General features: G+C 38.7%; 6 protein-coding genes. All 6 read left to right on the top strand.

The genetic code is table 11. The annotated features are described in order from the left end of the window. The coding region (locus ABMQ40_RS14085; RefSeq protein WP_370900700.1) for a hypothetical protein at positions 1-442 on the top strand (442 nt) is incomplete at its 5' end. 83 nt (positions 443-525) lie between these two features. After that, positions 526-1,074: a hypothetical protein gene (locus ABMQ40_RS14080; RefSeq protein ID WP_370900698.1), complete on the top strand. Its 549-nt coding sequence runs from the start codon at positions 526-528 to the stop codon at positions 1,072-1,074. 72 nt (positions 1,075-1,146) lie between these two features. Further along, a complete protein-coding gene (locus tag ABMQ40_RS14075; protein ID WP_370900696.1) occupies positions 1,147-2,115 on the top strand; it encodes a hypothetical protein in 969 nt (322 codons plus the stop codon). Positions 2,116-2,306: 191 nt separating this feature from the next. Then, the gene (gene tssD, locus ABMQ40_RS14070; protein ID WP_370900695.1) at positions 2,307-2,711 is read left to right on the top strand and encodes a type VI secretion system tube protein TssD; all 405 of its coding nucleotides are present in this window, start codon (positions 2,307-2,309) and stop codon (positions 2,709-2,711) included. Between the two features lie 259 nt (positions 2,712-2,970). After that, on the top strand, positions 2,971-5,466 hold the full coding sequence (locus ABMQ40_RS14065; protein ID WP_370900693.1) for an ATP-dependent Clp protease ATP-binding subunit: 2,496 nt from the start codon (positions 2,971-2,973) through the stop codon (positions 5,464-5,466). 59 nt (positions 5,467-5,525) lie between these two features. Continuing rightward, positions 5,526-6,389 (top strand): lytic transglycosylase domain-containing protein, encoded by an 864-nt coding sequence (locus ABMQ40_RS14060; protein ID WP_370900691.1) that lies wholly within the window; start codon positions 5,526-5,528, stop codon positions 6,387-6,389. Positions 6,390-6,418 lie beyond the last annotated feature (29 nt).

Here is a 6,418-nt window from a genome sequence, read left to right as displayed (position 1 = left end):
TACTCTTAAAGTTAAAGAGTATAAGAATCGTGTCCTAACAAAGTTAGCAACTCCATCCCTTATATGTTTTTTTATACTTCTTATCAATATTTTTTGCCAGTCTCATACGGATCAGGGCCAGAAAGATGAAGACTGGGTTGGTAAATATACTTTTTCTGCAAAAAACAGAGATGGATTAAAAACCAGCTTTGATATCACCATTATTAAACTTGATAATATTACGGTGAAATATATAAGTGATGGAAGCAAAGCCTCAACCTATAAAAACCTGAAAAGTGATTTTGTAGAAAAGGATAAGATCAGAATAAACTTTAATCCTCATGATCAAGAGATGGGAATAATTTATATTGAAAAACTTGATGATGAATACTATATTTCAGGAGATCCCATATACTTTATAAATCCGGGCAATAATGAAATGCCATTAAAAAAGATTAAATGATCACAGGAAGAATAATTTTATTTTGACCGATAAAAAATCAATATATATTACTTAATAAACTTTAGCTATTGATATTGAACGGAATGAAGAAAATGTTGTACTTAGGCCTGATTATTCTTTCCACTGTATTTAATGGACAAGACCGGCAAAGTACTGCTAATGTCATGAAGATCACAAATATGGATTCTTATCTTAAAAATGATGACTTTTTCAGTATATCCTTTGATATTAACGGAGATGGTAAAGACGACAAGGTTTTCAGCAATAAGCCTAATACAGGTGATAGTTTATTGGTTTTCTTTAATGATAACAACGGATATGCACTGAAACTGAAATCTACTAACTTTTCCCAGGATGGCGGGAATCAGATATCTGAAATTAAAAAGAACGGAAATGGATTTTCTGTGGAAACGGATTTCCCCAAAGGCACAAATAAGTACATTTACTTTGTAAGCTATCAGAACAATAATTTTATAGTCAGTAAAGTCATACATGAGGTAGAATCCTGGCAGGATAACAAGGCGCAGATTTGTACTTTTCACCCCGGGGTCAGTCTTCAGAGGTCCAATGATGAAATCTTCAGTGCACTGGTCGACAGTGAAAAAAAAGCTGAATGTGTAAATAAAAAATGAGAACGTTTTTTATCGGGATTATAAGAATATTAAAATTTTAGATTAAATTGCCTGATACCAAAAAACAAAACTATGATCGTTCATTTTATACTTCATGGAGAAACGCTGGAAAGTATCGCTGAGGAGATAAAATTAGAAAACCCCAAATACCTCATAGAATATCATAACCAAAAATGTGCAAGAGAGGATTACATCAATGACCGGCTGATTCCCGGGAAAAAACTACTGATCCCGGATAGCAATACCGTAAGAGAATATAACAGCAGAAATGATGCTCCTTTCAAAAGTCCGGCACTAAACCCGGAGATCCCTTTTAAACCTGAGAAGCTTGATAAAAGATATACCTTAGGGATCATAGAAAACGAGCAGAATGAAGAACGGACCTCCGAAAGCTCCGTTTTCTGTACTGTTGCCCTGAAGTGGATCGGATATGAAAATGGAGAACATGTATTTCACTTTTCCAAGCTTGATTTTTATAACAGAAATGACAGTATTGTAGGGGATCTGGCAGAAGAATGTATTAAATCCCTTAATCCTGTTGAAATCAGAACAAATAATGATGGAGAAGTCATCAGCGTACATACGGACAAGAAGATTCTGGATGATTTTGGAGCTGTCAAAGAAAAACTTATGGATCTCTATCCCGGTGAATACTCCCGCATATACATCGAGGAATTTGAATATGCGGTTCTCAATCAGGGACTGTTCAGTAAAAGAATGAAACAGGATCTGTTTATAAAAATCTATTTTGCTCCCTTGAGAAATAAATTTATAAACGGTAAATCCCATTACAGATTGTCTTTCACGGATGATAATATCCTCATGAATATAGCCCAGGAAGCGGAACAGCCTGAAGTTCCCGGTGAAACTATCTTAATTCAGCATTACAAACCGTCCGGTGAAGAGAAAGATATGGGACTTAATGGAAAATATATTCTTGAAAAAGAAACCGGACTGATAAAAAAAGCTGACATTGAATATCATATGTCACGGTACAGTGTCAAAAGTACGACGAAATTGTTGATAGAGGAATTAGATTAATATATTGAAATATAGATTGTTATTATAGTTGCTGAAGGTTGGTTTGTCGTAGAATTACGACATCCAATCGTAGAAATACGACAAATTTTTAAAATTGTTTTCAAAAATTTTCGGGAAAAAAATACCGGGTTTATATTTGTAATACAATCACTGAATCACAAAATATTATTAACGATTAAAATTTTACAATCATGGCAAACAATTCAAGAGGAATCTTAAAATTCAACGGAGGTGAGGGTCAAAAATTGTTAAAGCTGAATTACAGCGTATCCAGATCTACAGATGTATCCGGTAGAGTAGCATCAGACCCTTCAAACGCGATCATTAAACTTACAGTGGAAGCTACTGAAAAATCAGACATCCTGGAAAGCTTATTGAACGGAAAGTATAAGCCTACAACAGGGGAGATCACTTTTAACAAATCCCATGAAGAAGGTACCCTGATTACTTTGACCTGGGAAAATGGCTATGTGATCCAGCACGAAGTAGACTTTGATGCTATAGACAGCAATAATATGCTCATCAGCTTCGTAGTGAGTGCAGAAAAGATCAATTACGGTAATTCTGCCTACGATGGTATATGGCCGACTAACTAAGCAATAAACAATTAACATTCATAGAAAAGACTGTCTATACAAGGCGGTCTTTTTTTACCATTGGAATATACTGGTAAGCAATATGTTTGGGAAGACACCGGCAGATTACATTCATGAAACATATTTTATGTTGTGAAAAAAACTTAATATCTTAGTAAAGAATTAAAATTCAACAATTATGGATTAATTATTCAGTCAAATTGATCCAATAGTCCGGGAACACCGTCACCAACAGATATAATATTAATTTGAGAACAAAATGGGAGTACTAGTAACCAACGAAACAGTAAAACAGCTTTTTCATATCGCGCAATCCATAGCAAGGGAAAATTATAATGCCACCTATGGAGGCCCGCATATCCTACAGGCACTGATGCATAAAGACATCGGACTGAATGAGTTTCTGAAAAGTATTGATAAAGACCCCGGATATTTCTATGAATGGGCCGATGTGCGTATTGAAGATTATCCCAAAACCACTCATCTTCCGGATGAGGTAGGTGAGGATGAATGGGTAGACAATATTATGGAAGAAGCTGATGATATCCGCTTAAAGCTGGGACTGGACGAAATCACTCCCATATGCATTCTAACGGCTATTGTGAAACCACAAGTTGCTTTTACATTGCAGCAGCTGAAATCTTTACCCCTGAGAGAGCATGAGATCTTCAATCTGTATAGAAAAGATACTCCTTTTGCTGCGCCGGGAAATGGTGAGTTTCCATCTGTTTTTACGAACGGATCAGAATTTATGGACTCTTCTTTTCCTTCCATTAAAAATTATTGTGTAGACAGGACGGCCCAGGCCAGGAAAGGAGAGCTGGAAAATATTATCGGTAGAGATAAAGAACTCAGAATGCTGGTAGAGATCCTGTGCAGAAGAAGCAAGCCTAATGTGATCATCATCGGTGAGCCGGGAGTAGGAAAAACAGCATTGGTAGAAGGCTTCGCTATTGAGATTACCAAAGGCAATGTTCCGGAAATGCTCAAAAATGCCACCCTGCTGGAACTGGACACGGGAGCATTGCTGGCAGGAACTTCCTATAAAGGCGAAATAGAAGATCGACTGAAAAAAGTGATCAATGAATGCAAAAAAATAGAAAAAGCCATTCTTTTCATCGACGAGATCCATACCCTTTTAGATCCCAAGGGAAGCATAGGTAATGTTGCGAATCTCCTTAAACCCGAGCTGGCAAGAGGTGAGATTACGGTTATCGGCGCAACAACCCAGGAAGAATACAGAAAGATCATTGAGCCCGAACAGGCTTTCAACCGCCGTTTTGAAGTTTTAACCGTAAACGAGCCGGATGAAAAAACCTGTGTTAAAATGATTGATGTGCTTCTTGAAGGCTATAAAAAACACCACGGCATCGAAGTCGAAAAAACATCATTACCCGAATGTGTACGCCTGGCCAAAAGATATGCTAAAGGTAAAAAACTGCCTGATGCCGCAATAGATCTGCTGGACAGGACAATGGCGGCCATCAAGATGCTTGATGAGCTTTCTGAAAAAGAACTGGCAGGCTGGAAAGAAAAATATGACGCCATCTTAATAGACGAATACTTTGATGAAAAAGACAAAGCGGATGAGCTGATATGGGCATACAATTTACTCAAAGATAAGATCAGCCCGATTCTATGGGGTTCATTAAGTGAGCAGCCTGTAGTTGATAATACGATGCCTGTCGGGCACATCCGTAAAATCATAGAAGACACCTATACCGAGCTTTTACAGCACGCTTCAAAAAAAAGAGAAAAGGTAGGCCGTTTGGAGCTGGCCGCTGTAATGGCCGCTAAGACCAATATCCCGATTGGTAAGATTCAGGCTCAGGAAAAAGAAAAACTTCTGAACATGGAATCCCTATTGCTCAAAAGAGTTGTAGGGCAGGATCATGCTTTAAAAATCCTCTCAGATGCCATTGTTGAAAACCGAAGCGGCTTAAACAAGCCGGGCCAGCCGATTGGGTCGTTCTTTCTTCTGGGGCCTACAGGAACGGGAAAAACAGAATTGGCGAAATCTATGGCAGAATTGCTTTTCAATGATGAAAAAGCAATGATACGCTTTGATATGTCCGAATTTAAAGAAGAACATTCAGCGGCACTTTTATACGGAGCGCCTCCGGGATATGTGGGCTATGAAGAAGGCGGGATGCTGGTCAACAAAATAAGGCAGCAGCCTTATACGGTGGTCTTATTTGATGAGATTGAAAAGGCGCATCATTCCGTTTTTGATGTATTCCTGCAGATCATGGATGAAGGAAAGGTCCATGACAAGCTTGGAAAAGAAGGAGATTTCAGCAATGCCTTGATCTTATTTACCTCCAATATAGGAAGCGAGGAAATTGTAAAGCAGTTTGAAGAAGGAAAAATACCGGAATCGTCCTCGCTGATGCAGATCATGTCAAATTCAGGGCGATTCAGGCCTGAATTTTTAGCCAGGATCACCGAAATTATTCCATTTGCACCTATTACAGAATCTATTGCCGAAAGGATTTTCAATATCCAGCTGAAATCACTCCATACCTCATTGTCCAGATTAGGAATGAGCCTTAAGATCAGTGATGAAGCCGTAAAGAATCTGGCGTTAGGAGGATTCAGCAGCAAGTATGGAGCAAGACAGATCTCGGGGGTGATCAGGGCGCAATTGGCCAGGCCTATTTCAAAGATGATTGTAAGGGAAGAAGTGAGATCCGGCCAGACCATTCATGCAGACTGGAATAAAGAAGGGGAAAAGCTGAGCTGGAAAGTTAGTTAACCGGATAACAATCGGTATACAAACCGTAATATGGGTTCTTTCACTATAATAAATTGAAAATGAAAAATCTCAAGACTATTTTTGCAGGAATATTACTGCTGGCATTTTCTCATATGGTGAGCGGGCAGTTTCTGTCCGCAACGGATACTTCCGAAAACAGCGTGAAAAAATATAGGAGCATCATTAATGCCAATAAAGAAATTGTGGAATTCATTGAATACTCCCTTGCCCAGAAAGGTTTGCCAAAACATTTGAGAAATCTGGCGCTCATTGAATCTCATTTCGACAGAAATATTACTTCCGGAGCCGGGGCGGTAGGAGTGTGGCAGTTCATGACCTCACATGCCAACCAATATGGGCTTTCGGAACAAAACCGTAATGACCTGTATAAAAGTACGAAAACAGCAGTTATCTCGCTGACCAACCTCTATAAAAAATACAACAATTGGGTAACGGTAGTGGCTGCCTATAACTGTGGTGAAGGAAATATTGCCAAGGCCATGCAGGCAGCGGGCTCATCCCAATACCATATTTTTTGCAAATATCTTCCGTCAGAAACCGTGAACCACGTGAAAAAATACCTGAATGCCTGCTATGCAACAGGAGAATTGCAAAGCGTTCTAAGCAATTATAATTCCTCCCGGATGAATACCGTTTTTTTTGTGGAGGGTGGCAGTAAAATTGATAATTCAAAACTGGCGGAAACAGATATCAATGCAGGTTTTAATTTAAATATTATTGCAGATGAGCTGAATGTGGATATGGACAGGCTCCTTTCCTGGAATCCGGGTATTACCGAGACACTTCAGGATAAAGGAGAAGGCACTTTATATCTGCCAACGGATCTGATGCCTGATTTTTTATTGAGAAAAAACAAAATACTTTCCCGGTCTATAAAAGAAGGAAACACCAAACAACACTAAGGGATAATGTTTAATCACCAAATACAGGT

This window comes from Chryseobacterium gossypii, from assembly GCF_041361455.1.
Classification (GTDB): Bacteria; Bacteroidota; Bacteroidia; order Flavobacteriales; family Weeksellaceae; genus Chryseobacterium; species Chryseobacterium gossypii.
The sequence above is the reverse complement of the archived record's forward strand: the minus strand, read 5'-3'. Positions and strand labels throughout refer to the sequence as shown.